The 25,374-nt window shown below is 71.5% G+C and carries 21 protein-coding genes and 1 pseudogene; 9 read left to right on the plus strand and 13 right to left on the minus strand.

Translation table 11 applies throughout. The features are described 5' to 3' along the window. Positions 1 to 20 precede the first annotated feature (20 nt). The 4 genes from dnaG to ABZ848_RS45800 form a co-directional block, all read right to left on the minus strand. Positions 21 to 1,925: a DNA primase gene (gene dnaG, locus ABZ848_RS45785; RefSeq protein ID WP_360841911.1), complete on the minus strand. Its 1,905-nt coding sequence runs from the start codon at positions 1,923 to 1,925 to the stop codon at positions 21 to 23. A gap of 50 nt (positions 1,926 to 1,975) precedes the next feature. Further along, positions 1,976 to 3,241 (minus strand): FAD-dependent oxidoreductase, encoded by a 1,266-nt coding sequence (locus tag ABZ848_RS45790; RefSeq protein WP_360841913.1) that lies wholly within the window; start codon positions 3,239 to 3,241, stop codon positions 1,976 to 1,978. A 167-nt stretch (positions 3,242 to 3,408) separates the two neighbouring features. Next, the gene (locus ABZ848_RS45795; RefSeq protein WP_360841917.1) at positions 3,409 to 4,662 is read right to left on the minus strand and encodes a deoxyguanosinetriphosphate triphosphohydrolase; all 1,254 of its coding nucleotides are present in this window, start codon (positions 4,660 to 4,662) and stop codon (positions 3,409 to 3,411) included. 55 nt (positions 4,663 to 4,717) lie between these two features. After that, complete coding sequence (locus ABZ848_RS45800; RefSeq protein ID WP_360842001.1) at positions 4,718 to 5,587, minus strand: sirohydrochlorin chelatase; 870 nt, start codon at positions 5,585 to 5,587, stop codon at positions 4,718 to 4,720. A gap of 238 nt (positions 5,588 to 5,825) precedes the next feature. Here ABZ848_RS45800 and ABZ848_RS45805 point away from each other — a divergent pair, with 238 nt between their 5' ends. Next, positions 5,826 to 6,512 carry an ElyC/SanA/YdcF family protein gene (locus ABZ848_RS45805; protein WP_360841919.1) on the plus strand — a complete coding sequence of 229 codons (687 nt, stop codon included), beginning with the start codon at positions 5,826 to 5,828 and terminating at the stop codon, positions 6,510 to 6,512. A gap of 163 nt (positions 6,513 to 6,675) precedes the next feature. On the opposite strand, the pseudogene ABZ848_RS45810 reads toward ABZ848_RS45805, so the two are convergent. Beyond that, positions 6,676 to 7,021, minus strand: a pseudogene (locus tag ABZ848_RS45810) (transposase); the annotation flags it as partial. Positions 7,022 to 7,457: 436 nt separating this feature from the next. Here ABZ848_RS45810 and ABZ848_RS45815 point away from each other — a divergent pair. Next, the gene (locus tag ABZ848_RS45815; protein ID WP_360841922.1) at positions 7,458 to 9,587 is read left to right on the plus strand and encodes a molybdopterin oxidoreductase family protein; all 2,130 of its coding nucleotides are present in this window, start codon (positions 7,458 to 7,460) and stop codon (positions 9,585 to 9,587) included. A gap of 13 nt (positions 9,588 to 9,600) precedes the next feature. On the opposite strand, the gene ABZ848_RS45820 is transcribed toward ABZ848_RS45815, so the two are convergent. Continuing rightward, positions 9,601 to 10,200: a DUF308 domain-containing protein gene (locus ABZ848_RS45820; RefSeq protein WP_360841925.1), complete on the minus strand. Its 600-nt coding sequence runs from the start codon at positions 10,198 to 10,200 to the stop codon at positions 9,601 to 9,603. Positions 10,201 to 10,312: 112 nt separating this feature from the next. Here ABZ848_RS45820 and ABZ848_RS45825 point away from each other — a divergent pair, with 112 nt between their 5' ends. Genes ABZ848_RS45825 through ABZ848_RS45835 form a run of 3 tightly spaced genes read left to right on the plus strand, consistent with a single transcriptional unit; the run spans position 10,313 to position 14,270 of the window. Next, positions 10,313 to 11,512 carry a histidine kinase gene (locus tag ABZ848_RS45825; protein ID WP_360841929.1) on the plus strand — a complete coding sequence of 400 codons (1,200 nt, stop codon included), beginning with the start codon at positions 10,313 to 10,315 and terminating at the stop codon, positions 11,510 to 11,512. Next, positions 11,509 to 12,171, plus strand: a complete 663-nt coding sequence (locus ABZ848_RS45830; protein ID WP_360841932.1) for a response regulator transcription factor — start codon at positions 11,509 to 11,511, stop codon at positions 12,169 to 12,171. The genes ABZ848_RS45825 and ABZ848_RS45830 overlap by 4 nt, the downstream gene beginning before the upstream one ends. 35 nt (positions 12,172 to 12,206) lie before the next feature. After that, positions 12,207 to 14,270 carry a glycoside hydrolase family 36 protein gene (locus ABZ848_RS45835; RefSeq protein ID WP_360841934.1) on the plus strand — a complete coding sequence of 688 codons (2,064 nt, stop codon included), beginning with the start codon at positions 12,207 to 12,209 and terminating at the stop codon, positions 14,268 to 14,270. A 28-nt stretch (positions 14,271 to 14,298) separates the two neighbouring features. On the opposite strand, the gene ABZ848_RS45840 is transcribed toward ABZ848_RS45835, so the two are convergent. Continuing rightward, positions 14,299 to 14,727: a gamma-glutamylcyclotransferase family protein gene (locus ABZ848_RS45840; protein WP_360842003.1), complete on the minus strand. Its 429-nt coding sequence runs from the start codon at positions 14,725 to 14,727 to the stop codon at positions 14,299 to 14,301. A 120-nt stretch (positions 14,728 to 14,847) separates the two neighbouring features. On the opposite strand from ABZ848_RS45840, the gene ABZ848_RS45845 reads away from it, so the two are divergent. Continuing rightward, positions 14,848 to 16,500, plus strand: coding sequence for a M4 family metallopeptidase (locus tag ABZ848_RS45845; RefSeq protein ID WP_360841936.1), 1,653 nt, complete (start codon positions 14,848 to 14,850; stop codon positions 16,498 to 16,500). A gap of 24 nt (positions 16,501 to 16,524) precedes the next feature. Here ABZ848_RS45845 and ABZ848_RS45850 read toward each other — a convergent pair whose 3' ends face one another. Continuing rightward, complete coding sequence (locus ABZ848_RS45850; RefSeq protein WP_360841939.1) at positions 16,525 to 17,922, minus strand: hypothetical protein; 1,398 nt, start codon at positions 17,920 to 17,922, stop codon at positions 16,525 to 16,527. Between the two features lie 373 nt (positions 17,923 to 18,295). On the opposite strand from ABZ848_RS45850, the gene ABZ848_RS45855 reads away from it, so the two are divergent. The 3 genes from ABZ848_RS45855 (at position 18,296) to ABZ848_RS45865 (ending at position 20,870) form a co-directional block, all read left to right on the plus strand. Continuing rightward, positions 18,296 to 18,814 (plus strand): hypothetical protein, encoded by a 519-nt coding sequence (locus ABZ848_RS45855; RefSeq protein ID WP_360841942.1) that lies wholly within the window; start codon positions 18,296 to 18,298, stop codon positions 18,812 to 18,814. 108 nt (positions 18,815 to 18,922) lie between these two features. Further along, positions 18,923 to 19,540, plus strand: a complete 618-nt coding sequence (locus ABZ848_RS45860) for a class F sortase (RefSeq protein WP_360841945.1) — start codon at positions 18,923 to 18,925, stop codon at positions 19,538 to 19,540. 118 nt (positions 19,541 to 19,658) lie between these two features. Further along, on the plus strand, positions 19,659 to 20,870 hold the full coding sequence (locus ABZ848_RS45865; protein ID WP_360841948.1) for a GNAT family N-acetyltransferase: 1,212 nt from the start codon (positions 19,659 to 19,661) through the stop codon (positions 20,868 to 20,870). Positions 20,871 to 20,892: 22 nt separating this feature from the next. Here the strand turns inward: ABZ848_RS45865 and cpt are convergent, their stop codons facing one another. The 5 genes from cpt to ABZ848_RS45890 form a co-directional block, all read right to left on the minus strand. Next, the gene (gene cpt, locus ABZ848_RS45870) at positions 20,893 to 21,417 is read right to left on the minus strand and encodes a chloramphenicol phosphotransferase CPT (RefSeq protein ID WP_360841950.1); all 525 of its coding nucleotides are present in this window, start codon (positions 21,415 to 21,417) and stop codon (positions 20,893 to 20,895) included. 67 nt (positions 21,418 to 21,484) lie between these two features. Next, complete coding sequence (locus tag ABZ848_RS45875; RefSeq protein ID WP_360841953.1) at positions 21,485 to 22,267, minus strand: TSUP family transporter; 783 nt, start codon at positions 22,265 to 22,267, stop codon at positions 21,485 to 21,487. A 76-nt stretch (positions 22,268 to 22,343) separates the two neighbouring features. Then, positions 22,344 to 22,994, minus strand: a complete 651-nt coding sequence (locus ABZ848_RS45880; RefSeq protein ID WP_360841956.1) for a response regulator transcription factor — start codon at positions 22,992 to 22,994, stop codon at positions 22,344 to 22,346. 25 nt (positions 22,995 to 23,019) lie between these two features. Next, positions 23,020 to 24,405: a sensor domain-containing protein gene (locus ABZ848_RS45885; protein ID WP_360841959.1), complete on the minus strand. Its 1,386-nt coding sequence runs from the start codon at positions 24,403 to 24,405 to the stop codon at positions 23,020 to 23,022. A gap of 112 nt (positions 24,406 to 24,517) precedes the next feature. After that, positions 24,518 to 25,141, minus strand: a complete 624-nt coding sequence (locus tag ABZ848_RS45890; protein ID WP_360841963.1) for a hypothetical protein — start codon at positions 25,139 to 25,141, stop codon at positions 24,518 to 24,520. Positions 25,142 to 25,374: the final 233 nt, after the last annotated feature.

Below are 25,374 nucleotides of genomic sequence, written 5' to 3' on the forward strand. Positions count from 1 at the left end.
ACCGTGCCGTACGGATGTGCTCAGAGAGCAGCGGCGCCGTGCTCCCGAAGTGCCTGGTCGTACTGCTGCAACACCCACAACTCGTTCTGTACGGCGGCCAGCTGGGCGGGGTCGCCGCCGGCGGAGAGGCGGGTCAGCTGGGACTGGATGTCGCGGATCCGGCGCTCCACGGCGCGGCGGCGGACGGTCACCAGCTGGTCGCCCGCGTAGTGCTCGTCGACCGTGCGGCGCATGATCGCCTCGACGGCCAGCTCGGTGACCATGGCGCGAACCGAGTCGTCCGGGGCGGCCTCGCGGACCCGGACGAGGTAGTCCTGCGAGTCCTGCAGGCCGTACTCGGCGCCGCCCGCCTCGATGATCGCCAGGCGTACGGCGGCGTAGGGCGCGGCGGTGAACTCGTCGACGCCGTACGCGTCGAAGGCCGGGGAGACCAACTCCGGGCGCTGGAGGGCGAGTTTGAGCAGCTCGCGCTCGGTGGCGTAGACGGGGTTGCGGAGGTTGAGGGCGGGGCCGGACGGTCCGGAGGGGCGGGGCACGGCGTCGTACTGCTGCGGGCCGCGGCCGGTCGGCGCCGGGCCCTTGCCGCCGCGGTCGCGGGCCCAACGGGCCAGCTGGGCAACGCGCTTGACGACGAACTGGGTGTCGAGGATGCCGAGCATGCCGGCGAGCTGGACGGCGACCTCGTGCTGGGCGCCGCTGTTCTTGATGCGGGCGACGATGGGGGCGGCCTCGTCCAGGGCCGCCGCCCGGCCTGCCGGGGTGTCGAGGTCGTAGCGGACGACGATCTGGCGCAGGGCGAACTCGAAGAGGGGCGTGCGGGGTTCGACCAGGTCCGCCACCGCCTCGTCGCCCTTCGCGAGGCGGAGTTCGCAGGGGTCCATGCCGTCGGGGGCGATCGCGATGTACGTCTCGGCGGCGAACTTCTGGTCGTCCTCGAAGGCGCGCAGGGCCGCCTTCTGGCCGGCCGCGTCGCCGTCGAAGGTGAAGATGACGCGGGCCGAGCCGTTGTCCATCAGCAGGCGGCGGAGGATCTTGATGTGGTCGCCGCCGAAGGCCGTACCGCAGGTCGCGATCGCGGTCGTGACCCCGGCGAGATGGCAGGCCATGACGTCGGTGTAGCCCTCGACCACGACCGCGCGGCTGACCTTGGCGATGTCCTTCTTCGCGAGGTCGATGCCGTACAGGACCTGGGACTTCTTGTAGATCGGGGTCTCGGGCGTGTTGAGGTACTTCGGGCCGTTGTCCGCCTCGTACAGCTTGCGGGCGCCGAAGCCGACGACCTCGCCGCCGATGTCGCGGATCGGCCACATCAGGCGGCCGCGGAAGCGGTCGATGGGGCCGCGGCGGCCGTCCTGGGAGAGGCCGGAGAGGATGAGCTCCTTGTCGGTGAAGCCCTTGCCGCGCAGGAAGCGGGTGAGGTGGTCCCAGCCCTGGGGGCTGTAGCCGACGGAGAAGTGCTGGGCGGCGGCCTGGTCGAAGCCGCGCTCGGCGAGGAACTGGCGGCCGGTGTCGGCCTCCGGGCTCACCGCGAGCTGCTCCATGTACCAGTCGGCGGCGATCTTGTGCGCCTCGACCAGGCGGATCCGCTCGCCGCGCTGGTGGGCGGGGTTGTAGCCGCCCTCCTCGTACCGCAGGGTGATGCCGGCCTGGCCGGCGAGGCGCTCGACCGCCTCGGAGAAGGTGAGGTGGTCGACCTTCATCACGAACGTGATGGTGTCGCCGCCCTCCTGGCAGCCGAAGCAGTGGAAGAGTCCCTTGCTCGGGCTGACCTGGAAGGACGGCGACTTCTCGTCGTGGAACGGACAGAGGCCCTTGAGGTTGCCGCCGCCCGCGTTGCGCAGCTGGAGGTACTCGGACACCACGGCGTCGATCGGGACCGCGTCCCGTACCGCCTTCACGTCCTCGTCGTTGATCCGTCCTGCCACGCGTGAATTCTACGGTGGCGCACTGACAGCTACGGGACGTGGATTGCCGCCTATGAGACGAGGGTCGCGAGCGGAACGTGCGGGTCCGCCAGGGCCTCCGTGTTCACCTGTGTCTTCGACCTGATCAGCTTCTGGATGGGTTCCGTGACGTCCCACACGTTCACGTTCATCCCCGCCAGCACCCGGCCGTCCTTCACCCAGAACGCGATGAACTCACGCTTTCCGGCGTCCCCGCGAATCACCACTTCGTCGTACGACCCCGGGGGCGCCCAGCCGCTGTACTCCATCCCCAAGTCGTACTGGTCGGAGAAGAAGTAGGGCACGCGGTCGTAGGTGACGTCCCGGCCGAGCATCGCGCGGGCCGCCGCGGGGCCGCCGTTGAGCGCGTTGGCCCAGTGCTCGACGCGCAGCCGGGTGTCGAACAGGGCGTGCGGGAAGGAGACGACGTCTCCGGCCGCGTAGATGTCCGGGTCGGAGGTGCGCAGCCGCTCGTCGACCACGACACCGCCGCCGTACGCCCGCTCGGCGATCTCCAGGCCCGCCGCCTCCGCGAGCCCGATGCGCGGGGCCGCGCCGATCGCCGCGAGGACGTCGTGCGCCGGGTGCTCCTCGCCGTCGTCGGTACGGGCCGCCAGCACCATGCCGTCCTGGCCGACGATCTCCGTCAGCTTCGCGCCGAAGTGGAAGCGGACGCCGTGTTCGCGGTGCAGTTCGGCGAAGAGGCCGCCGAGCTCGGGGCCGAGGACCGCGTGCAGGGGCGTGGCGAGGGGTTCCACGACGGTCACCTCGGCGCCGTACTCCCGGGCGGCGGCCGCGACCTCCAGGCCGATCCAGCCGGCGCCGGCGATCACGATGTGCCCGTTGTCCCGGCCGAGGGCCGCGAGGACGCCCTTGAGACGCTCGGCGTGGGCGAGGCGGCGCAGGTGGTGCACGCCCGCGAGGTCGGTGCCCGGGATGTCGAGGCGGCGCGGCTCGGCGCCGGTCGCCAGCAGCAGCTTGTCGTAGCGCACGAGCGTGCCGTCCTCGCCGAAGCGGACCGTCTTCGCCTCGCGGTCGATGGCGTCGACGGTCTCGCCGAGGTGCAGCTCGATGTCGTTGCGCGCGTACCAGGCGGGCTCGTGGACGAAGACGCTGTCGCGCTCCTCCTTGCCCAGCAGGTAGCCCTTGGAGAGCGGGGGCCGCTCGTACGGGTGGTCGCGTTCGTCGCAGATCAGTATCACGCGGCCGCTGAAGCCCTCCGCTCGGAGCGTCTCGGCCGCCTTCGCGCCGGCGAGACCTCCTCCGACGATGACGAATGTCTGATCCGCGTCGACCACTTCATGCCTCCTACGGGGTGTCTGAGGGGTGTCTCCTCAGAAAACACAGCGGGGCCGCCACATGCGAGCGTCCCGCACGGAGCGTGATGGGGGAAGAGGGAGTGGCCCGATCAGGCCACGGAGGGTCACATTCGGGCGCGTTTTCCGTCACTCGCGCTTCTTCAGTCTCATGTGTGCCCCGTCAGCCGCGCGTGAAGCGAGCGGGCGGAGGCGTCGGTGAGCGAGGCGATCTGGTCGACGATCACCCGCTTGCGCGCGCGGTCGTCCGCTGCCTGGTCGAACAGCGCGCGGAACTGGGGGTCGAGGCCGTCGGGTGCACGCGCGGTGAGCGCCCGCGCCAGTTCGGCCACCACGACGCGCTGGTCGGCCCGCAGCCGCTCCTGCTCCGCGCGCTGCATCACGTACCGGTCGGCGACGGCCTTGAGGACCGCGCACTCAAGGCGCGCCTCGTGCGGTACGACGAGTTCGGCGTCGTATCTGGTGAGCCGGCCGGTGCCGTACCTCGCGCGCGTGGCGGTCTCGGCGGCGAGGCAGAAGCGGCCGATGAGCTGGCTGGTGGCGTCCTTGAGGCGGGCCTGGGCGACGGCGGTCCCGTCGTAGCCGTGCGGCCACCATTCCTGGTCCTGGAGCCGGTCGAGGGCGGCGGCGAGTTCGGCCGGGTCGGTGTCCGCGGGGGCGTAGCGGCCGAGGGCCACCGCGAAGACCTCCTGGCGTTCCGGTTCCGCGTGGAGGCAGTTGGGGTCGATGTGGCCCGCGTGCAGGCCGTCCTCCACGTCGTGCACGGAGTACGCGACGTCGTCGGACCAGTCCATGACCTGGGCCTCGAACGTGGTGCGGGTGCCGGGGGCGTCCTTGCGGACCCAGTCGAAGACGGGGCGGTCGTCCTCGTAGACGCCGAACTTGGGGGAGGCCGGGTCGGTGGGGTGGGCGCCTCTGGGCCAGGGGTACTTGGTGGCGGCGTCGAGGGCGGCGCGGGTGAGGTTGAGGCCGACGGAGCCCTCGGGGGTGAACCGTTTGGGTTCGATGCGGGTGAGGAGTCTCAGGGACTGGGCGTTGCCCTCGAAGCCGCCGCAGTCGTGGGCGAACTCGTTCAGGGCCTGTTCGCCGTTGTGGCCGAACGGGGGGTGGCCGAGGTCGTGGGAGAGGCAGGCGGTTTCGACGAGGTCGGGGTCGCAGCCGAGGGCTGCGCCGAGTTCTCGGCCTACCTGGGCGCATTCGAGGGAGTGGGTGAGGCGGGTGCGGGGGGTCGCGTCCCAGGCCTGGTTGCGGGTGCCTGGGGTCACTACCTGCGTTTTGCCGGCGAGCCTTCGCAGGGCTGCGGAGTGCAGTACTCGGGCGCGGTCGCGTTGGAAGGCGGTGCGGCCGGGGCGTTTGTCGGGTTCTGGGGCCCAGCGTTCTGTTGACTGCGCGTCGTACGGCATGTCTCGACAGTACGGGCAAGGACTGACAATCCGCCTACGGGGCGGGGTGGTTCGGTCAGATGGCGAGTGCGGGTTCGTTGTGGCTGGTCGCGCCCCGCGGCGGAGCCGCAAATTGACACAGCCCCGCGCCCCTTGGGGACATGCCGCTCGCCTGCGTTGCCAATGCCTGGTCGTACCTGTACAGGAGTAGCTCCGCCATCGCCGGGTGGGTGCCCAGAGGTGCCGAGGCGATCCAGGGGGCCTTTTCCGCGCACTCCGTTGCGAAGCGGCCCGGGGCCGTGAAGTACGACGCCACCGCCACTCGGTGGAAGCCCCTTGCCGTCAGGGAGTCGATCGCGTCCTGGACCGTGGGGGCCGCTGTCGTGGCGTACGCGGGGACCACCGGGACGCCCAGGCGGTCGGAGAGCAGCTGGGCCGTGCGGTTGGTGTCGACCTTGGACTCCGGGTCGCGAGAACCCGCCGCCGCCAGGACTACCGCGCTTCCCCGGCGGGTCCCGGCGTCCATCCTCATGCGCCAGCCCGCCTCCACCAGGCGGGACTGGAGGGCGTCCACCAGGAGGGGGTGGGGGCCCAGGGCGCCGGCCACGCGTGCGCGTACCTGGGAGGCGGCCGCCATTTCGGGGATGTCGCGCTTGATGTGGTAGCCGCGGCTGAGGAGGAGGGGGACCAGGACCGTCTCCCTCGTGCCGAGGGACTCCAGGGTGTCCGGGAGGAGGGGCTCGTTCAGTTCTATGTGGCCCAGGTGGACCTGGAGGCCGGGGCGCTGTTCGCGGACCCGGTCGAGGAGCTTGCGGACGGTGCGCAGGGCGCGCGGGTCGCGGCTGCCGTGGGCCACGACGACCAGGGCGGGCGGGCCGGGGCGCCGCCTGCCGTTCAGCGAGATCAGGCTGAGCTGGCTGGCCAGCTGGGTGCCGATCTGGTTCATGAGGTGCGCCGTACTGTCCGTCATGCACCGATGGTCGCGGGGGCAGGTTGCCTCCCCGTTGCATGAGAATGACGGGCCTTTTCCGGCGGTTCACGGTGGGGTGTGAGGGGATTGTGAGGTGGCGTGACCTGGGGTTTCATCGCGCGGAGTGAACCTGGTCACGTAGTGTGCGGCGAACCGGATCAGCCGACAGGACGTCTCTGACTGTCGAACCAGGGCCGAACAGGGGGACCGTCCGATGCGCCTACCCAAGCCGCGCAGACCGCGCCTGCCACGCACGCGTACCGGGCAGCGGCGGCTCGTGCAGGCCGTGATGGCCGCGTGCGTGCTCGCGCTGCTTCCGGCGACCTGGCTGTACGTCGTGACGGGCGACCGCTTGCGTACGACGGCGGACGCGCCGCGCACCGAGGTCGCCGTCGTCTTCGGCGCGGGTCTGTGGGACGGCGAGCCCTCGCCGTATCTCGCGAACCGGCTGAGCGCGGCGGCCGAGCTGTATCACGCGGGCCGGATCAAGGTCGTGCTCGTGACCGGGGACAACAGCCGCAAGGACTATGACGAGCCCGATGCCATGCGCGCCTATCTGACCAGGCACGGGGTGCCGGACTCGCGGATCGTCAGCGACTACGCCGGGTTCGACACCTGGGACTCGTGCGTGCGCGCCAAGAAGATCTTCGGGGTCGACCGGGCCGTGCTGATCAGCCAGGGCTTCCACATCCGGCGCGCGGTCGCCCTGTGCCAGGCCGCGGGGGTCACCTCGTACGGCATCGGCGTCGACGCCAAGCACGACGTGACCTGGTACTACGGCGGCACCCGGGAGATCTTCGCGGCGGCGAAGGCGGCGCTGGACGTCGTGTTCGAGCCGGATCCCCGGTTCCTCGGACCGAAGGAACCGGGGGTCGCGCAGGCGCTCGCCAGCGCCCGGTGAAGCGCGGGGCCCGTTTCTCCAGGAACGCCGTCATGCCCTCGGGACGGGTACCGAGGCCGCCCGGGGGGTGAGGAGGCTGTTGGCGACGTTGCGATGGGTGACCTTCACACCGTTGGAGCGGCCGATGGTGCGCCCGAGGTGAACAGGACTTGACTTGCTCCTCGGCCAGGCGCGTGCGGGCCAGTCCCACCACCGACAGGTCCTCCACGGCGATCCCTTGGTTCTCGGAGATCAGCCTGGTGGAGAGCTGATGGTGGAACTCACGGCGCGCGTCAGCCACCCGCACGTGGGCGCGGGCCACCTTGACGCGGGCCTTGGCCCGGTTCTGACGCGGGGAGTCGGTCTTCGTGCCGTCGGAGAGAACCGCGAAATGGGAGAGACCGAGATCGATACCGATGGTGCGGTCGGTGTCCGGCATCCGTGCTTGGTCGGCTGCGGGGTCGGTGCCGGTGACGGGTGGTGGGCAGGGTCCGGGACCATTTCACCTTCACGGCGCCGATCTTCGGCAGGTAGCGGATCCGGGACGGGGACGGCGGGACCATGGCCGTATCGCTGGAAAAGCCGCTGGTCGCGGGCGGTTAAGTAGCGCAGGGGCATGGTGGGGAGACCTCCTGGCTGTTTCGAGTGTCGAGATGCGGTGTGTGCCAGTCCGGGGTGAGCGGCGGGCATGCCCGGTGTGTCGAACGCCGTGCGGAGTCATGCGGCAGCCAGGGTGCGTCCTCTACGCTTCAACTCTCAACAACGCGTGCTCGGCCATTCACGCGACGGAATGAGCCACCTGTGGCGTCATTCACATCACGGGCAACTCCCGCCCCGGCCGGCAGCGACTCCTGGGTGGTGAGCTGTGCGCCTCACCGGCGCCCCGGCCCGGCGGGGAGGCCGCCGTGTTGGCCGCGTAACAGGGGGCCGCGCCGCGCGTAACACGCCCGAAGCACGCTGAACGGCATGCAGAACACCGCGACGCCCACCCACTGCCCCTACTGCGCCCTGCAGTGCGGGATGAACCTGACGCCCGTGCCCGGCGGCACGGTCGAGGTGAGCGAGCGCGCCGACTTCCCGGTGAACCGGGGTGCGCTGTGCGGCAAGGGCCGTACCGCGCCGGCCGTGCTCTCGTCCCAGGTGCGCCTGACCTCCCCGTTGGTGCGCTCCGAGGGCACACTCGTACCCGCCACCTGGGACGAGGCACTGGACCGTGTCGCCGAGGGGTTCCGTCGCACGCGGGCGGAGCACGGGGCGGACGCGGTCGGGGTGTTCGGCGGGGGCGGGCTGACCAACGAAAAGGCTTACACGCTCGGCAAGTTCGCGCGGGTCGTGCTCGGCACCTCGCAGATCGACTACAACGGGCGCTTCTGCATGTCCTCGGCCGCGGCCGCCGGCACGAAGGCCTTCGGCCTCGACCGGGGGTTGCCGTTCCCGCTGGAGGACATCCCGAAGACCGGCTGCGTGATCCTGGTCGGCTCCAACCTCGCGGAGACCATGCCGCCGTCGCTCAGGTTCTTCAACGAGCTGAAGGAGAACGGCGGCACCCTGATCGTCGTCGACCCGCGCCGCACGAAGACCGCCGAGCAGGCCGACCTGCACCTGGCCCCGCGCCCCGGCACGGACCTCGCCCTCGCTCTCGGTCTGCTGCACCTGGTCGTCGCCGAGGGGCGGGTCGACGAGGAGTACCTCGCCCGGCGTACGGCCGGCTGGGAGGACGCACGGGCTGCCGCGATGGCGCACTGGCCGGAGTACGTGGAGCGGATCACCGGTGTGTCCGTGCCCCAACTCCGGGAAGCCGTACGGCTGTTCTGCGAGCCGGAGAACGCGATGGTGCTGACCGCGCGCGGACCCGAGCAGCAGTCCAAGGGCACGGACACGGTGGGCGCGTGGATCAACCTGTGCCTGGCGACCGGGCGGGCGGGCCGGCCGCTCAGCGGTTACGGCTGTCTGACCGGGCAGGGGAACGGGCAGGGCGGGCGCGAACACGGGCAGAAGGCCGACCAGTTGCCGGGGTACCGGAAGCTGGACGATCCGGCGGCACGGCGGCATGTGGCCGAGGTGTGGGGGGTGGATCCGGAGAGTCTGCCGGGGCCGGGGCGGAGTGCGTACGAGCTTCTCGACGCGCTTGGCGGGGACATCAGGGCGCTGTTGCTGATGGGGTCCAATCCCGTGGTGTCGGCGCCGCGGGCCGGGCACGTCGAGGAGCGCTTCAAGGCGCTCGACCTCCTTGTGGTATGTGACATAGTACTGTCCGAAACCGCAGGTCACGCCGACGTCGTCCTCCCCGTGACCCAGTGGGCCGAGGAAACCGGCACCACCACCAACCTCGAAGGCCGCGTCCTGCTGCGCCGCCGTGCGATCACGCCTCCCGACGGTGTCCGCAGCGATCTGGAGGTCATGCACGAGCTGGCCGACCGGCTCGGTGTGGAGAAGGGCTTCCCGACCGACCCCGAGGAGGTCTTCGAGGAGCTGCGCCGGGCCAGCGCGGGCGGGATCGCGGACTACTCCGGGATCACGTACCGCAGGCTGGCGGAGGAGAACGGGGTGTTCTGGCCGTGCCCGGCGGACATGGCCGACGGCGAGGACTCGTCGCTCGACGGCCCGGACGAACCCGGCTCCCCGGCCGCACACCCCGGCACGCCCCGCCTCTTCCTCGACCGCTTCGCCACCCCGGACGGCCGGGCCCGCTTCGTCCCCGTCTCGCACCGGGCGACCGCCGAGGAGCCCGACGCCGAGTACCCGGTGCTGCTCACCACCGGCCGGGTCGTCGCCCAGTACCAGTCCGGTGCCCAGACCCGCCGTGTCGACGAGCTGAACGCCGCCGCGCCGGGGCCGTTCGTGGAGCTGCACCCCCGTCTCGCGGCCCGGCTCGGAGCGGCCGAGGGCGACCCGGTCGCCGTGGTCTCCCGGCGCGGGCGGGCCGTCGCCCCCGCGCGCATCACCACCGCCATCCGGCCCGACACCGTGTTCATGCCCTTCCACTGGCCGGGCGAGGGCCGTGCCAACACCCTCACCAACCCGGCGCTGGACCCGACCTCGCGGATGCCGGAGTTCAAGGCGTGCGCGGTGCGTCTGGAGACCGTCGAGTCCTGAGGTCCGGCGGCGGTCAGTGCGCCGCGCGCCGGCCGCGGATGCTCAGGGCGACGGCGGAGACGAGGAACCAGAAGGCGCCGAAGGCCGAGTATCCGGCGATGGAGGACAGGCCGCTCGTCGCCGAGCCGGACATGGCGGCGAAGGAGGCACCGGCGAGGACGGACAGCCCGCCGCTGATGACCATGGGCCACTGGGCACCGACGGTGCGCCGGCGCCGGATCGCCACGGCGAGCTGGATCGCTCCGGACAGGAGGGCCCAGATGCCGAAGACGAGCAGGGCCGTCCCGATGGTGGAGAAGGCGGCGACGATCATCCCGGCGGCGGTGGCGAGGCCGAGCGCCGTGTTCGTCGTACCGACGCGGTCCATGGAGCCGGTGCCGGTCAGGCGCTGTTCGAGCAGCGTGGCGACGGCGTCCCACAAGGGGTAGACGACGAGCAGCACGGCCGCGGTCGCGGTGGGGCTGTCGGTCGACACGAGCGAGGCGGAGGTCGCGTGGACGAGCGCCACCCAGATCAGGGAGAAGACGGCTCGGATCAGGTGGAGCGAGCGGAGTCCGGAGGACGTCGTCGTGGTCGTGGCCGGTGCTGTCGAAGTTGCGGTGGTCTGCGTCATCGGGAGTCCCGTTCGGTGATCGTGACGGTGTGAGACGGTCGCCTCGACGAGGAGTCTCAGCCGCTTCCGGCGGGGCCGCGTACTTCGAACGAAGTACGCGGCCGAAGAATCCGTGAACGAGAATCGGCTCATGGTCGAGGCGCGGATGGGTCAGAACGGTCCCGTGGCACCCCTGTGGGTCCGCCGCCCCGAGGCACTGCGCCTCGCCGCCTACGCGGTGGCCGCGCTGGTGTTCACCGGCCAGATCGTCGCGGTGGTCGTGCGCGGGTCGGACGGGCCGACCGCCCTCTCCGTGCTCCTCGCCGGCGCAGGTGTCGCCCTCTCGTGGTGGCGGCCGTGGGCGGGACTGGTCGTGGCGAGCGCGGCGTCCTTCGCCGTCACGGCGGTGGGCCACGACCCCCTGTCGGTGTGGATGATGGCGGTGCTCGTGCTGTTCGCGGTCACCCTCGGGGGAAGGCAGCCGCTGGTCGCCACCGGCATCGTGGCGGTGTTCTTCCTGGGCGCGTTCATGACGCTGGGCGGGTTCCGCGGCGGCGCGATGGTGGGGGCCGCCGCACTCTTCTCGGCCGTGGCGGGAGGTGCGACCGGGGCGGCGCTGCGCATCCACCGGGAGCACTGGCGCACTCTGGAGGAGCGGGCGGAGAGCGCCATCGCCACCCGCGAGATCGAGGCCACCCGGCGGGTGACCGAGGAACGGCTGCGCATCGCCCGGGACCTCCACGACGTGATCGGCCACCAGGTCGCGCTGCTGAGCATGCATCTCGGTGCCGCGGAGATCGGGCTGCCCGAGGACGCGGAGTCCGCCCGGCAGGCGCTCGTCTCGGCCAGGTCCAGCGCCCGCACGGTCGTCGTCGAAACGCAACGGATCCTCACGCTCCTCCGCCTCGGGGACGAGATCTCCGACGACGAGGCGCTGCGGCCGACCCCGGCGCTCAGCGGACTGGAAGGCCTGGTCGCCTCCTTCGAGAGCATCGGCCTCGACGTCCGGCCCTCCATCGACATCCCCGCCGGCTTCGTGGAGCCCAGCGTCGGCGTGACGGTCTACCGGGTCGTCCAGGAAGCGCTCACGAACGCCTACCGGCACGGAGAGGGGGCGGCGACGGTGGATGTGCGCGAGCGCGACGGCAGGATCCGCGTCACCGTGGAGAACCGCGTCGGCCGCCCGGTGCGCGGCTCCGGCCCGGGCGGCGGACTGGGACTGGTGGGGATGCGCGAACGCGTCGAGTCCTCCAACGGGCGGCTGACGATCGACAGTGCCGACGGGCGGTTCCGGGTCCGTGCGGAGTTCAGCGCCCTGGGAGCCGCCGTATGACCACGCGCATCCTGATCGTCGACGACCAGGACGAGATCAGGGCCGGGATCCGGGCGATGCTCCGGCTCGACCCGGGTCTCGTGGTCGTGGGCGATCTCTCCGACGGACTCCAGGTCGTCCCCTACCTGCGGGACCGCCCCGTCGACCTGGTCCTGATGGACATCCGGATGCCGGGCATCGACGGTGTCGAGGCCACCCGCCGGATCCGGAAGGAGCACCCGCCCGAGAAGCTGCGGGTGATCGTGCTGACCACGTTCGACCAGGACGACATCGTGCTCGCCGCCCTGCGCGCGGGCGCCAACGGTTTCCTGAGCAAGACCGTGAGCCCCGCCGAACTCGTCGCCGGGATCACCGAGGTCGTCGGCGGTGGCGGAGCGCTGTCGGCCGCCGCGACGGCCGCGCTCATCGGTCACATGACCGACAGTCCGCCCCCGGTGATCGACCGTGAGCTGCTGCGCCGCTTCGACGCCCTGACCCCCAGGGAGCGGGACGTGGTCGTCCTCGTCGCGAGCGGTCTGGGCAACGACGAGATCGCGGCCCAGATGTCCGTGTCGCCGTTCACGGTGAAGACACATGCGGTACGGGCCATGACGAAGGTCGGCGCACGTGATCGGGCGCAACTCGTCTCGTTCACCTTCCGGGCCGGCCTCTACCCCTGAGCCGGCCGGGGCGCACGCCCTACGCTGGGATCACCATGGCTGAGGACAACTACGGCTACCGCTGGGGCCACTCCGCGCTCATCGCCGACTTCGACTTCGGTCAGGACGGCGGCCGCCTGCGGCTGTTCCGGCCCGGCGACCCGAAACCCCCGCCGTCCGGGCTGCCCTTGGCCGACCTGACGCTGACGGGCGCGGGCCCGGGCTGGTCGGGTACACGCTTCGGGGGTACGGCGCTCGGGCCGCGGCTTCTGTACCGCGGCCACCGTGCCACGTACGGGGACGGCTGGCATCGCTTGGCCGTTCAACTCCGGGCGCCCGAGCAGCGGTTGACGGTGGTCGTCGAGTACTCCTCCCCCGATGGTGTGCCCGTCCTGCGCTCCCGTCTGCGCATCCACCAGGACGGCGGCGGGCCGGTGACCGTCCGCTCGGCCGCGAGTCTGCTGATCGGCGGACTGCCCTCGCCCGACGTGCTGGAGGTGCACCGGGCGCGCAACGACTGGCTGGCGGAGTGCCGTTGGTACGCCGAGCCGCTGCGGGAGTGGGTGCCCGACATCGGCCGGGAGGTCCACGGTCACGACTCGGGGGCGAGGCTGCGTTCGACGAGCCGCGGAAGCTGGCCCACGGACGGCCACTTGGCCATGGGCGCGCTCACCGACCGTACGGACGGGCGCAGTTGGCTGTGGCAGATCGAGTCGTCCGCGGGCTGGGCGTGGGACGCGGGCGAGGTGGCCGGGCAGACGTATCTCGCGCTCGGCGGGCCGACGGCGGACGACCACGGCGTACGGCCCGAACTGGAGCCCGGTGTCCGGCCGTTCGTCACGGAGTACGCCGCGCTGGCCCTCGGCGACGGCTTCGACGACGCCCTCGCCGCCCTGACGGCGTACCGCCGCCGCGTCCGCCGCCCGCACCCCGACCACGAGCACCTGCCCGTCGTCTTCAACGACTACATGAACACGCTGATGGGCGACCCCACCACCGCCAGGCTGCTCCCGCTGATCGACGCGGCGGCGGCCACCGGTGCCGAGTACTTCTGTGTGGACGCCGGCTGGTACGACGACACGGCGGACGGCGGCTGGTGGGACAGCGTCGGCGCCTGGGAGCCGTCCGCGCGGCGCTTCCCCGGCGGGATCGGCGAGGTGCTGGGGCGGATCCGGGAGCGCGGGATGGTGCCGGGGCTGTGGCTGGAGCCGGAGGTGGTCGGGGTGCGCAGCCCCGTCGCCGAGCAGCTGCCGCCGGACGCCTTCCTGCGGTACGCGGACGGCACCCGGGTCACCGAACAGGGCCGCCACCAGCTGGACTTGACCCACCCGGCGGCCCGCGCCCACCTCGACGCGACGGTCGACCGGATCGTCGGCGAGTGGGGCGTGGGCTATCTGAAGCTGGACTACAACATCACCACCTCCGCACCGGGGCTCCTCGACCACACCCGGGCCTGGCGGGCCTGGCTCACCTCCGTCCTCGACCGCCACCCCGGCCTGGTGATCGAGAACTGCGCCTCGGGCGGTATGCGGATGGACGGGGCGTCGACCTCCGTCACCCAGCTCCAGTCGACCTCCGACCAGCAGGATCCGGTGCGGTACCCGCCGATCGCGGCGGCGGCGCCGACGGCCGTTTCGCCGGAGCAGGGGGCGGTGTGGGCGTATCCCCAACCGGAGTTCACGGACGCGGAGATCGACTTCACGGTGGGTACGGCGCTGCTGGGGCGCGTCCATCTCTCCGGGCACCTGGACCGGATGACGGAGCGTCAGCTGGGGCTGGTGCGGGCCGCGTTGGAGACGTACAAGAAGATCCGGCCCGATCTGCCGGGCGCCACGCCCTTCTGGCCGCTCGGGCTGCCCGGCTGGACGGACGAGTGGATCGCGCTCGGGCTGCGGGTGCCGGTCGGGGGTGCGACGTATCTGTCGGTGTGGCGGCGCGGCGGTGAGGCCGAACTCGTGCTTCCTGTACGGCACTTGACTGAGCTGGACGGCGTACGCGCCGAGGTGCTGCACCCGGCGGCGGGGGTGCCGGGCACGGAGGCGGAGTGGGACGAGGGGGCCGGCGCGCTGCGGGTACGGCTTCCGGAGGCGCCGGCGATGGTGCTGGTGCGGATCGGCTAGCGGGGGCGGGTCGCCCTCACGGGCCGGCTCAGCGCCGGACCAGCCAGTCGCCGCTGCCGATCGGGCGGCCGTGGGTGCGCAGGCGGGCAGCGACGGGGGCGGCGGCGACGTACACCCAGGCCCGTACGGGACTTCCGTCGGACTCGCGGGTCACCTCGCGCTCAACCCGTTCGTAGAGGTTGTCCGGGTCGCCCGGCGTGTAGTCCTCCAGCCGGTCGAGGGCGACGAGCAGCTCCTCGTACCGCTCCGGGAGCGCGGTGACGAGGTCGCCGAAGACCAGGCCGTCCGGCTCCTCCACCGCCCATGGGTAGCCGGGGCCGTCGTAGAGCACACAGCCGGTCAGCCGGCCTGGCTCCTCGGAGCGGGTGCGGCCGCGCAGGAAGAGGTCGTGGTTGACCTCGCCGGGGCGGAGGGTGCCGTAGACGAAGAAGGGCAGCTGGGGACTCACAAAAACGATTCTCTCTCTTCACATACTTCCGCGTACTTCCTATGGACCTCGACATGTCATGGCCCCTTAAATCTTGGTCAACACCAACGCCGTCCCCACGCGCCCGTTGGCGCCCTATCGAGGAGATCGATGAGTCGGATACGGATCGACGTCCGAGGTTCCCGTCGTCTCGCCGCCGCCGGCGTGGCCGCGACCACCGCCACCCTGCTGGCCACCGCTCTCGCCCCCGCCGCCCAGGCGGCCGACCGACCGACCAGAAGCAACGCCATCGCGAACGCGGCCGAGGCCCTGCTCTCGCACGCCGCGTCCCTCGGACTGACCTCCACGGAGGGCACGTCGGTCCGCGACGTGATCGTCGACAAGGACGGCACCCAGCACGTCCGCTACGACCGGACGTACCGTCAACTCCCGGTACTGGGCGGCGACTTCGTGGTCCACCTGGCCCTGAACGGCACATACCGCAGCTCGAACCGGGCGACGAGGGGCGAGATATCCCTCACCTCGATCGTCCCCTCCATATCGGCCCCGAAGGCCGCCGACCTCGCCGCGAACGCCCTGCGCGCGGTGAACCTCGGGGAGACGCTGAAGAAGCTCACGGCCAAGCCCCAGCTGGTCGTCGACGCCCTGCACGGCGCGCCGAAGCTGGCCTGGAAGACGCAGGCCGCGGCGCAGGACTCGCTGGGCAACCCGGTCGCCCGCACCGTCATCACGGACGCCCGCACCGGTGCGCAGATCGACGCCTGGGACGACATCGAGACGGCGTCCGGTGACGGCAAGTCCCTCTACAGCGGCACGGTTCCGCTGGAGACGACGCTGTCGGGGTCGACGTACCAGCTGAAGGACCCGACGCGCGGGAACACGTACACCGGTGACGCGGCGAACAAGACCGACCTGTGCTTCCTGACCAGCATCTGCATCAGCCGGGCCCCCTCGACAGTGTTCACGGACGCCGACAACCACTGGGGGACGGGGGCGACTTCGGACCGCGCGTCCGCCGCGGTGGACGCCCAGTACGGCACCGACGTCACCTGGGACTTCTACAAGAACACCTTCGGCCGCAGCGGCATCGCGGGCGACGGCAAGGGCTCGTACAACCGCGTCCACTACGGGAACGCGTACAACAACGCGTTCTGGGACGACAGTTGCTTCTGCATGACGTACGGCGACGGTGACGGGACGACCTTCGGGCCGCTGGTGTCGCTGGACGTGGCCGGGCACGAGATGACCCACGGTGTGACGTCGAAGACGGCGGCGCTGACCTACTCGGGCGAGTCCGGCGGCCTCAACGAAGCCACCTCCGACATCCTCGGCACCCTCGTGGAGTGGTACGCGAACAACTCGTCCGACCCCGGGGACTACCTGATCGGCGAGAAGATCGTGAAGTCCGGGTTCGGCCGGGACGCCCTGCGCTACATGGACAAGCCGTCCAAGGACGGCAACTCCGCGGACTACTGGAGCAGTTCGGTCGGCAACCTCGACGTCCACTACTCCTCCGGCGTCGCCAACCACTTCGCGTACCTCCTCGCGGAGGGCAGCGGCGCCAAGACCATCAACGGCGTCAGCTACAACTCCCCCACGTACAACGGCTCCACGGTCACCGGCATCGGCCGGGCCAAACTGGGCGCGATCTGGTACCGCGCCCTGACGGTCTACATGACGTCCTCGACGAACTACGCGGGCGCCCGCACGGCCACCCTGAACGCGGCGAAGGACCTCTACGGCGCGGGCAGTACGGAGTACAACGCGGTGGCGGCGGCCTGGAGCGCGGTCAATGTGAACTGACGGAGCGGGCCTGAGGGGGGTGGATCACTTCCGCTGCTGGAAGATCCACTCCCTGATGCCCTCGATCGTGTAGGCGATCGGCCAGGTCGAGTTGTGCTCCACGGTGCCGAACTTCTTCTTGGACTCCGCGGTCAGGGTGGTTCCCTTCTCGAACGTGACGTAGTTGACCGAGGTGCCCTTCGCGGTGATCGCGTCGACGTCCTTGGTGAACTGCGCGGCCGTGGACCTGCCGTCCCAGGTCGCGCGGCTCACCTTCGTACCAGCCTTCTCGATCACCGACATGATCGCGTTCTCGCCGGGATACGCCTTGGTGTCGCCCTGCGAGACGGTGACGAAGAGGTTCTTCTTCGCGAGCGGGGCGGCCTGGGCGGAGGGCCACTGACCGGCGACGACCCATGAACCGCCGAAGACATCGGGGTATTTGATGTTGAGGCCGAGCGTCATCATGGCGCCCATGGACTGGCCCGTCGAGTACACCCGGTCGGTGTCGATGCTGTACTTGCCGGTCAGTTCCTGGACCAGGTGGACCGTGGTGTCGAAGTACGCGGTCGGCTTGTAGTCGTCGCCGACGACGACCTCCGGGTACTGGGGCGCGAGCACGAACGCCGGACGCTTGGCCTGGTCCTCGGGGCTCGCCCAGACCACCGCGCCGAGCCCCTGCACGAGCGTCGCCGTCGTGACGGTGCTGACCACACTCGCGTCGTGCATGAACAGGACGAGCGGGTACTTCCTGCTCTCGTCGTAGTCCTTGGGGATGAACAGGTTGTACGGCAGCGTCTTGCCGGTCTTCGGGTCCTTGTACGACAGCTGCTTGAAGTCGTCGACGATCGGGTTGACCTGCTTGGTGGTGGCGAGCTTGACGCTGCCGCCCTGGTAGGTCGAACCGCCGGTGGTCGTGACGGTGCCGACGCCGGTGACGGTGCCCTTCGCCGGATCGGCGCCCTTCGCCCCGCCCTTCTGGCCCACCTTCGGGCCTCCGCCACCGCCGGCGGAGGCGGAGGAGGAGGCGGAGGCGCTCCCGCTGCCGCTCCCGCCGCCGTTGTCGCTGTCGTTGCCCCACAGCAGTGCGCCGCTGTCGTCGGCCGAGAGCTCGACGATGACGTACTTGCCGTCGCGGCCCTGGTCGGCGAGTGCCGCGGCGGTGTTCGCGTAGACCTTGGTCACGGTCCGTGCGTCGACCTTGAAGGACGACTTCGACAGTTTCGACGTGTCGATGGCCGAGTCGTACTCCAGGGCCACGGCGATGAACTTCTGGCCGTCGCCGTAGACCTTGGTGATCGCGGTCGCGCTCTTGACGTGGTCGGCTCCGGAACCGGAGCCGGAGCCGGCCTCGTCGGCACTCGAACTGCAGGCGGTCGCGCCCGCCGCGACCGCCACCGTCGCCCCCATGACCTGCGTGAGAAACGCTCGTCGCGTACCCATTCGCTCAACGCCTTTCGATGCCCGTGCTTTTCTTTCGGATTCTTCGCTGAATTCGCCACAGAGTTATTCACAGGAAACTCAGATCCATTCGTGAAGATGCGGTCGAATTAGTGATGACAACGTCACGGGCCGATCCCGCCGATCCCCCGGCGCGGGGTCACCCATTCACACGCGCGCTGTGCGCCCTTCGGGTTCTCTTGCCCCGCAGGCCGTCGTACGCCGGTGACCTGCTGAAACTCCTCCCGACTCGGCCCGTTTCACGCCAGCTTGACACCCATTCACCACATTTCTGACGCTCCCTCAGCAAGCGCGGTCGGCGTCCTGGGACTTTGCTCGGAAGGGCAGGGACACCGAAACGCTCGGAGGAGCATCGATGCGACGTACCGCCCGGCTGCTGACCGGTACCGCGCTCGCCGTCGCAGCCGCGGGGTTCGTCGCCGCGCCCGCCCACGCCGACGACACCGGCGGCCTTGAAGTGTTCCCGTCCTCCGCCGTGCCGGGCGGGGAGGCCACGGTGAACACCGCGGCCTGCGGCGACGGGGGTACGGCGGCGGGCGACGCCAGCGCGGTCGGCGCGGGCTCGTTCACGCTGGCGCCCAGCACGCACGAGGGCGACGCGATCGGCCAGTTCCGGGTGCCGTCGAGCGCGCAGCCGGGGACGTACGAGATCGTCGCGAAGTGCGCCGAGGGCGGCAAGGAGGTCTCCGGCGACCTGGTGGTGACGCTGACCGCGGAGCGCGGACAGGTCCCCCGCGGAAGTGTGAAGACGGGGGTCGGCGGCGTGATGGGCCCCGACCCCGTGCAGACCGCGGCCGGCGTGGCGGCTCTCGCCGTCGCCGCCGCGGGCGGTACCTGGCTCCTGCATCGCCGGGCGAGAGGCGACGGGATCTGACGGACACCCTCCGCTGTCCGTCCGCCGGTACCGCATGTCCCTCCCCCTCCGGGTCCGACGCCCCTCGCGGCCCGGAGGGGGACCGGGTCCACCAGGCAGGAGGCTCGTGTGCGCAGATTCAGCAATGCCGCCATAGGGGCCGTCACCGTGGCCGCCCTGTGCACCGGCGCGTGGCTGCTGGGCAGCGGCGCCGAGACGCACGCGCCGCCCCAGCCGACGGCCGCGCAGGCCCGCTCGGGTCACCCCGACGCCCGTTCCGCGCCCGCGCTGCCGCCCTCCCCGCCGGACCGCGTCCGCATCCCGTCGATCCACGTGGACGCCCCCCTCATGGGCCTCGGCCTCACCCCGACGGGCAGCCTCGACGTCCCGTCGGCCGAGAAGCGGAATCTCGCGGGCTGGTACGAGGCCGGCACGACCCCGGGCGAGCGCGGCACCGCGATCGTCGCCGGACACGTCGACAACGCCGACGGCCCCGCCGTCTTCTACGACCTCGGCGCCCTGAAGAAGGGCACCGGCATCGAGGTCGACCGGCGCGACGGAAGCACGGCCCTGTTCACGGTGGACGCGGTCGAGGTGTACGACGCGAAGCACTTCCCGGACGAGAAGGTGTACGGCGCGGCGAGCCGGCCCGAGCTGCGGGTGATCACGTGCGGGGGCGGGTATTCGCGGTCGACCGGTTATCAGGGGAATGTCGTCGTCTTCGCGCATCTGACGGGGAGCCGCTGAGGAGGGCGAACCGCCGTCGGGCAGCCTTAATTCGCTTGACCCGGACTCGGCGTGACGTTGCACTGTGCCGGGGCGCCGCAGGTCGTGGTGCCGTGCCGACGGGGAGGCAACCGCAGCAATGGAGATCCGTCCTACGACCGACCAGGACCACGGCGTCTTCGTCGACACGATGCACGCCGCGTTCGGGCGCTTCCCGGAGACCCCGGCCGAGGGCGGCGGCGGGGTCTGGTGGGCGGCCCTGGAGATGGACCGCGCGCTGCTCGCCGTGACGGCGGACGGGCGGCCCGTCGGCACCGCTGCCGCGTACTCCTTCGAGCTCACCCTGCCCGGCGAGATCCTCGCCCCGGCCCCCGGAGTGACCGCCGTCGGCGTCGTCCCCTCCCACCGACGCCGGGGCGTGCTCACCGCGCTGATGCGGCATCAGCTCACCGAGCTGCGGGAACGCGGCGAGTTCCTCTCCGTGCTGCTCGCCTCCGAGGCCCTGATCTACCGCCGGTTCGGCTACGGCCCGGCGACCTACACGTCCCGCCTGACGGTGCCACGCCACCGGGCCGCGCTCGCCGCGCCGCGAGCCGCCGCCTCGGACAGCGGTTCCGTCGAGGTGCTGCGGCGCTCCGACTGCGGCGAGATCCTGGAGGAGGTCTACGACCGCTACCGCCGCGCCCGGCCCGGCGCGCTGTCCCGGCCGCACCGCTGGTGGGAGCGGGGCGCGGGGCAGCCGCCCATCGCCCCGGCCCAGCGTTACGTCGCCCTCCACCGCGACGCCGACGGGGTCCCGGACGGATACGCCAGCTACTCGCTCGACGCGGCCAACACCCTGACGGTCGACGAGACCATCGCCACCGACGACACCGCGTCCACCGCCCTCGCCCGGTTCGTCCTCGGACACGACCTGGTCGGTCAGGTGGTCTTCAAGCACTGCCCGCCCGACCACCCACTGCGCTGGCAGCTCGCGGACTTCCGCGCCGGCCAGGTCAGCGAGGAGACCGACTGGCTCTGGGTACGGCTCCTGGACATCCCGCGCGCGCTGACCGCCCGCGGCTGGTTCAGGGACGGGGAGCTCGTCCTCGACGTCACCGACCCGTTCCTCGGCGAACAGGGCCGCTACCTGCTCACCGTCCGCGACGACAAGGCCGAGTGCGTCCTCACGGACCGCGACCCCGACCTCTCCCTCGACGTCAGCGACCTCGGCTCGATCTACCTGGGCGGCACCACCCCGAGCACCCTCGTCCGCGCCGGCCACATCCACGCCCACCACCCGGACGCGCCCGCCCTCGCCGACGACCTCTTCCGCACGGCCCGCGCCCCGCACTGCCTGCACTGGTTCTAGACCGGAGAGGCGTCACCCGGCGTCACCCGGCGACAGCCGCCGCGATCGTCCGCGCGCAGTCCAGGGCCTCCGTGTGAGTGGTGTCGACCTCGATGTCGTAGCTCACACCCTGGTGGACCAGGTGCGCCTGCTTCTCCGCCATGCCGCGCGCGCGGTCGCCGCGGACGATCTCGCGGCCCGCCGCCACCGTCGCGTCGCAGTGGACGCCGACCCACAGGACGTCCAGGCCGGACAGCGGCTCCCGCCAGCGGTCCTGGGACTTGGCGCCGGCGAGGAAGACGTCGTCGATGATGATCCGGGCGCCCGCGCGGGCGGTCGCCGCGACTCCCCGGCGCCAGGCCGCCTCCAGCCGCCCGAACTCCGGGCCCACGTGCACCCCGCCGTCCGGTGAGACCAGCTCGGCCCGCATGGCCGCGGGCAGCGCGTCGACCAGCCCGTCGATGCCGAAAGCCAGCCACGGGTCCGGCAGGACCGCCTGCAGACACCGCACGATCCCCGACTTGCCCGAGCTGGAACCACCGTTGAGCACGATCACCTGAGTCGTCACACGGGTCACGGTAGGGGAACCGCGAGGGATCGCCCCACTCCTTTTCAGGCGCCGGGCCCATGCCCCTTCAGGCGAGCCACTGCTCGTACGCCAGGTTCGCCACCAGCGCGAACACCACCGTCAGCAGGACGACCCGGACGAACCCGCTGCCCTTCTTCAGCGCGGTGTGGGCGCCGAGGGTGCCGCCCGCGAGGTTGAACACGGCCATCAGGGCGGCCAGTTGCCACAGCACCGTGCCCTGCCAGGCGAAGGTCGCGAGGGCTCCGGCGTTGGTGCAGCAGTTGACGATCTTCGCGGTGGCGGAGGCGGTGACCAGGTCGAGGTGGAGGACCGCGGTGAGCGCCAGGACCAGGAACGTACCGGTGCCGGGGCCGATGAACCCGTCGTAGAAACCGATCCCGATACCCGCGAGGCCGATCGCGGCGAGGATCCGGCGGCGGGTCGCGGGGCCGGGGGCGGGGGCGGTGCCGAAGGCCGGGCGCAGGATCACGAAGGCGGCGACGGCGAGCAGGACCACCATGATCACGGGCTTGAGCACGTCCGTGCTCATACCGGCCGCGAAGAACGCGCCGGCCGAGGAGCCCGCGAGCGCCGCGAGTCCGATGCGGACGGCCAGGCGTACGTCGATCGCGGTCTTCCGGGCGTACGTCACCGCGGCGCCCGACGTGCCGACGATGGCGACGGCCTTGTTGGTGCCGAGCGCGTACGCGGCCGGGGTGGTGGAGGGCAGGCCGAGGAGGAGGACCGGCAGGAGCAGGAGCCCTCCGCCGCCGACCACCGCGTCGATCCACCCTGCCGCGAGGGCCGCGACGCACAGGACGACGACCATGGTCAGCGATATGTCGGGCATGATCGCGACCCTAGGGACGGGATGCGTGTGCCGTCCAATTAATTGGGGGACTTCTCCGGTTGGGGGACCTCTCCGGTTATTTGGGAGACTTCTCCAGATACCGCAACACCGCCAGCACCCGCCGGTTCCCCGTGTCCGACGGCGGCAGGTCGAGCTTGGTGAAGATGTTGGCCACGTGTTTTTCGACGGCGCGTTCGGAGACCGTGAAGGCCTTGGCGATGGCGTGGTTGGTACGGCCCTCCGCCATCAGGGACAGGACCTCGCGCTCGCGCGGGGTGAGGGTGTCGAGGGCGCTCGTGCGGCGGCTCGCGCCGAAGAGCTGGGCGACCACCTCGGGGTCCAGCGCGGTGCCGCCGGCCGCGACGCGTTCCAGCGCGCCGACGAACTCGCCGATGTCGGCCACCCGTTCCTTGAGGAGATACCCGAACCCGGCCGGGTCCGCGAGCAGTCGGGCCGCGTGGACCGTCTCGACGTACTGGGAGAAGAGCAGGATCCCGGTGCCGGGGTGCTCGGCGCGCAGCCGCAGGGCCGCTCGTACGCCCTCGTCGGTCTGGGTGGGCGGCAGGCGGATGTCGACGACCGCGACGTCGGGGCCGTGCTCGGCGACGGACGCGATCAGGGTCTGCGCGTCGCCCACCGCGGCCGCCACCTCGACGTTCCGCAGCTGGAGGAGTTGGACCAGTCCGTCGCGCAGGAGGGGGGAGTCCTCGGCGATGACTACGCGCATACGGCTCCTGGTCATTGAGGACTGGTCACATGGGGACTGGTCCTATGGGACTGGTCCCCATGGGGACTTCGACGGTCACCACCGTAGGCCCTCCCGGCGGGCTGTCGCAGGTGAGCGTCCCGTCCACCGTGCGGACCCGGGCCAGCAGGCCGGTGAGTCCGGAGCCGGCGCCGATCACCGCGCCGCCCCGGCCGTCGTCGCTCACCCGCAGCCGCAGGCGCCCCTCCCCGACCCCGTCTCCGTGCCCCGCCGTCACCTCGACGGTCACCGCGTCCGCGCCGCTGTGCTTCACCGCGTTGGCCAGCAGTTCCGCCGCGCAGAAGTACGCGATCGACTCGACCGCCGGGCTGGGGCGGGCGGCGATGTCCGTGGTGACCTCGACCGGGAGCGCGCTGTCGGCCGCGAGGGTGGCGAGGGCCGCCGGGAGGCCTTCGTCGAGTACGGGTGGGTGGATGCCCTTGACCAGGTGGCGGAGGTCGGTGATGGCCTGGGTGGCGTTGTGCTGGGCGGTGTCGACGACCGCGAGGAGGCGGTCGGGGGTGGCGCCGGTGTTGACGAGTTCACGGATCATGGTGAGGTGCATGGCCAGGCCGACCAGACGGGCCTGGGTGCCGTCGTGCAGGTCGCGTTCGATGCGGCGCAGGGTCGCGGCGGCGTCTTCGACGGCCTGGGCGCGGGTCTCCTCCAGGGTGCGGATGCGGCGGTCGGCCGGGCTCGGGCCGAGCAGCGCGGTCAACAGGGCGCGATGGGGTGTGAACGCGAGTCGGAGCAGGCGCGGGGCGACGACGAGGAGCAGCAGTCCGAGTGTGAACGGGATCAACCAGCGCGGCCAGCTGTCGACCTGGTAACCGAAGAACTCCAGTGATACGTGTGTCACGGTGCCGTCGGGGTTGTGAACCGTGTTGTAGTTCAGGCGCTTCAGCAGCGGGTGGAGTGTGAGCAGGACGCCGTAGACGTATCCGATGACGACGGCGGCGTACAGGAAAACGGCTGTGAACGGAGTCAACACGGCCGACGCCACGGCCCGCCAGCCGGCCCGCTCCCCCAGCACCGCCCGCCGCCACCGCAGCACGCCGTTCCCCGGCAGCGCATTCCCCCGCAGCGCACTCCCCTGCGCCTCGCTCCGCCGCGCCTCGCTCCGCCGCGGCGGCACCGGCTCCTCGATCCGCACCCGGAGCAGCCGCCGGGCCAGCCCCCGCTGCACCGCGCCCAGTGCCAGCGCCCCCCGAACAGTCACCGCCAGCAGCCACGGCCCCAGCGCGGTCACCGAGAGCAGCCCGCCCGCCACCAGCCCGGCCAGCGTGAGGAAGCAGCCGACGAGGGCGAGCGGCAGGGCGAGCACCCCGTACAGCAGCGCGGCCAGGGCGCGTCGGCCGAAGGTGGCGGCGGTGAGGGAGCGGAGACGGTTCACGGAGGTCAACCTAGGACCGCCCGGCCCGGGCGAGGAACGCACGCGCCAGCCGCGACTGCACCTCGGCGAAGGCCCGTACAAGCCACGGGACGAGCACCGGATTCACGGCACCTCACCCCTGGGCCCGCCCGCCGCTGCCCTGGACGTGCACGCCGCGCCCCTCGGCTCGCCCGGCGCTTTGCCGGCCCCGCACGCCACGCCCCAGGAACCGGCGCGCCACCCGCAGCTGTACCGCCGCCAGCCCGCGCCCCACCCACGGCATGAGCAGCAGGAAGCCGAACCCGCCGAGGACCGCGTGGAAGGCCCAGGCCCCGGCGAAGGTGGGGCCGCCCCAGGCGTGGGAGTGATCGGAGCCGGCGCGCAGGGGCCAGCCGAGGTTCATGGGGACGATCGCCCAGCCGTACAGGGTGATGGCGAGGGTCAGAAGGTTCAGGGGGAGGGAGACGAGCGCGTGCAGCAGCCCGGCGCGCGGGCCCTCGGCCGGTACGCCGGCCCCCGCGGCGGACACCCTCGGCTCTCGCGCCCCCGCCCCCAGCCACCGCCGTATCACCCCCCGCTGCCACCGCCCCGCCGGCGCCCCCACCAATGCCAGTGGGACGCACACCACACCCACCGGAAAAGCGATCAACGCGTATGCGAAACGGCGCCACGTACCCACCGTGAACGGCTCTCGTACGACCCGCCAGACCCATACCGCCGCCGGGTCCCGGACCGGAACCTCGCGGACTGCGTCCATGGTGCTTCCCCCTCGCTCTGAGCTGGTGAAACCCGATGGAACAAGCCTCCCGGCACGCCTGGTCGTAGACGATGGTGCCTGCACGGAAGCGGAAGGTTCGGTCAACCCCACCCCCGCCCGGCCGCCCGGACCTCACAGCACGTCCCCCGAGGGACCGCCGAACCCTCACACCCGAACGGCGCTTCCGAAGAGGGCAGCGTTCCTCGCGGGAAACAGAGGTGATGCTGCCGGGT

This window comes from Streptomyces sp. NPDC047081 (assembly GCF_040643775.1).
Lineage (GTDB): Bacteria > Actinomycetota > Actinomycetes > Streptomycetales > Streptomycetaceae > Streptomyces.

Bases quoted from the DNA above. Each gene is read 5' to 3' on its own strand.
- ABZ848_RS45845 (WP_360841936.1), top strand. From the start codon at position 14,848: ATGAGTCGGATACGGATCGACGTCCGAGGTTCCCGTCGTCTCGCCGCC.
- ABZ848_RS45865 (WP_360841948.1), top strand. From the start codon at position 19,659: ATGGAGATCCGTCCTACGACCGACCAGGACCACGGCGTCTTCGTCGAC.
- ABZ848_RS45805 (WP_360841919.1), top strand. From the start codon at position 5,826: ATGCGCCTACCCAAGCCGCGCAGACCGCGCCTGCCACGCACGCGTACC.
- ABZ848_RS45800 (WP_360842001.1), bottom strand. From the start codon at position 5,587: ATGAACCAGATCGGCACCCAGCTGGCCAGCCAGCTCAGCCTGATCTCG.
- ABZ848_RS45855 (WP_360841942.1), top strand. From the start codon at position 18,296: ATGCGACGTACCGCCCGGCTGCTGACCGGTACCGCGCTCGCCGTCGCA.
- ABZ848_RS45815 (WP_360841922.1), top strand. From the start codon at position 7,458: ATGCAGAACACCGCGACGCCCACCCACTGCCCCTACTGCGCCCTGCAG.
- ABZ848_RS45830 (WP_360841932.1), top strand. From the start codon at position 11,509: ATGACCACGCGCATCCTGATCGTCGACGACCAGGACGAGATCAGGGCC.
- ABZ848_RS45880 (WP_360841956.1), bottom strand. From the start codon at position 22,994: ATGCGCGTAGTCATCGCCGAGGACTCCCCCCTCCTGCGCGACGGACTG.
- ABZ848_RS45890 (WP_360841963.1), bottom strand. From the start codon at position 25,141: ATGGACGCAGTCCGCGAGGTTCCGGTCCGGGACCCGGCGGCGGTATGG.
- ABZ848_RS45835 (WP_360841934.1), top strand. From the start codon at position 12,207: ATGGCTGAGGACAACTACGGCTACCGCTGGGGCCACTCCGCGCTCATC.
- ABZ848_RS45875 (WP_360841953.1), bottom strand. From the start codon at position 22,267: ATGCCCGACATATCGCTGACCATGGTCGTCGTCCTGTGCGTCGCGGCC.
- ABZ848_RS45850 (WP_360841939.1), bottom strand. From the start codon at position 17,922: ATGGGTACGCGACGAGCGTTTCTCACGCAGGTCATGGGGGCGACGGTG.
- ABZ848_RS45820 (WP_360841925.1), bottom strand. From the start codon at position 10,200: ATGACGCAGACCACCGCAACTTCGACAGCACCGGCCACGACCACGACG.
- ABZ848_RS45795 (WP_360841917.1), bottom strand. From the start codon at position 4,662: ATGCCGTACGACGCGCAGTCAACAGAACGCTGGGCCCCAGAACCCGAC.